The sequence below is a fragment of the Vibrio sp. 2134-1 genome (genome assembly GCF_033339495.1).
The window spans coordinates 1-812 of record NZ_JAWOUS010000279.1 but is presented as its reverse complement, the minus strand read 5'-3'; the positions used below and the strand labels follow the sequence as shown (position 1 = coordinate 812).

General features: G+C 51.0%; 2 protein-coding genes. Both read left to right on the top strand.

Annotation, left to right across the window (positions count from 1 at the left end):
• The coding region (yfaE, locus tag R7R78_RS25480; RefSeq protein WP_225474542.1) for a class I ribonucleotide reductase maintenance protein YfaE at positions 1-229 on the top strand (229 nt) is incomplete at its 5' end.
• Positions 230-290: 61 nt separating this feature from the next.
• Complete coding sequence (locus R7R78_RS25475) at positions 291-680, top strand: hypothetical protein (protein WP_000026577.1); 390 nt, start codon at positions 291-293, stop codon at positions 678-680.
• Positions 681-812 lie beyond the last annotated feature (132 nt).

Below are 812 nucleotides of genomic sequence, written 5' to 3'. Positions count from 1 at the left end.
GACCATGAACGTACAACTTCAAGCCAGCAACAATGTGCTGTTGGCGCAAAGCGAAAGCAAAGGCCTCACTGTTGAAACGCATGGTCGCAGTGGCTTTTGTGGCATGTGCCGGGTTCGTCTACTCGAAGGTCAAGTGGCCTATGACGAGACGCCCATCGCATTTGTCAAAGAAGGGGAAGTGTTGGTTTGCTGCGCTAAAGCAAAAACCGATGTGACCTTGGAAATTTAACCCATCCGGAGGAGCCTTTCCTGCGGGTGGGGCTCCTCTATCCATTACGAGGAGAAACACTATGTCTATCAATACCAAAGTTGAACAAATCGCATACGGTCATGCTACCGCTCTAGTGCTCAGTGAACTGGGCCAACAAGAGAATTGGTGCAAGGCTTATGAGTATTTGTCTGAGTGTGTCGAACGGGGAGACGAGCCTGAGGATCTGGTCGTTTGGCAACCGTTTGAGCACTGGGAATGGAAAGACATTCTGGAGCAGATCGAGAGCGAAGCCGAGTCTCTGCTTTCGACTATTAAGTCCGTTTTAGGCTTGGCCCACAAAGGCATCATTCAGTCAGCAATTGACTGCTCTCTGGATTCGGACATGACCCAGCTTGACCTGATTGGAATGGTCGAGCTCGGAAGTGAAATCGAAGATGGGGAGTGTGCTGGAGGTGGCTATGCAGCTTAACCGATACACGGCCAGGGAGTCTGACAAAAGTCGGATACTTCGGACCATCGGCTGGTGCAAGCGCAATCACCTTACACTTGCCGGTCTTCCATACGAGGACAATCTTGCAGGAAGTGACGGGATCAGCATAGA

Coding starts and splice junctions, on each gene's coding strand:
- R7R78_RS25475 (WP_000026577.1), top strand. CDS start 291: ATGTCTATCAATACCAAAGTTGAACAAATCGCATACGGTCATGCTACC.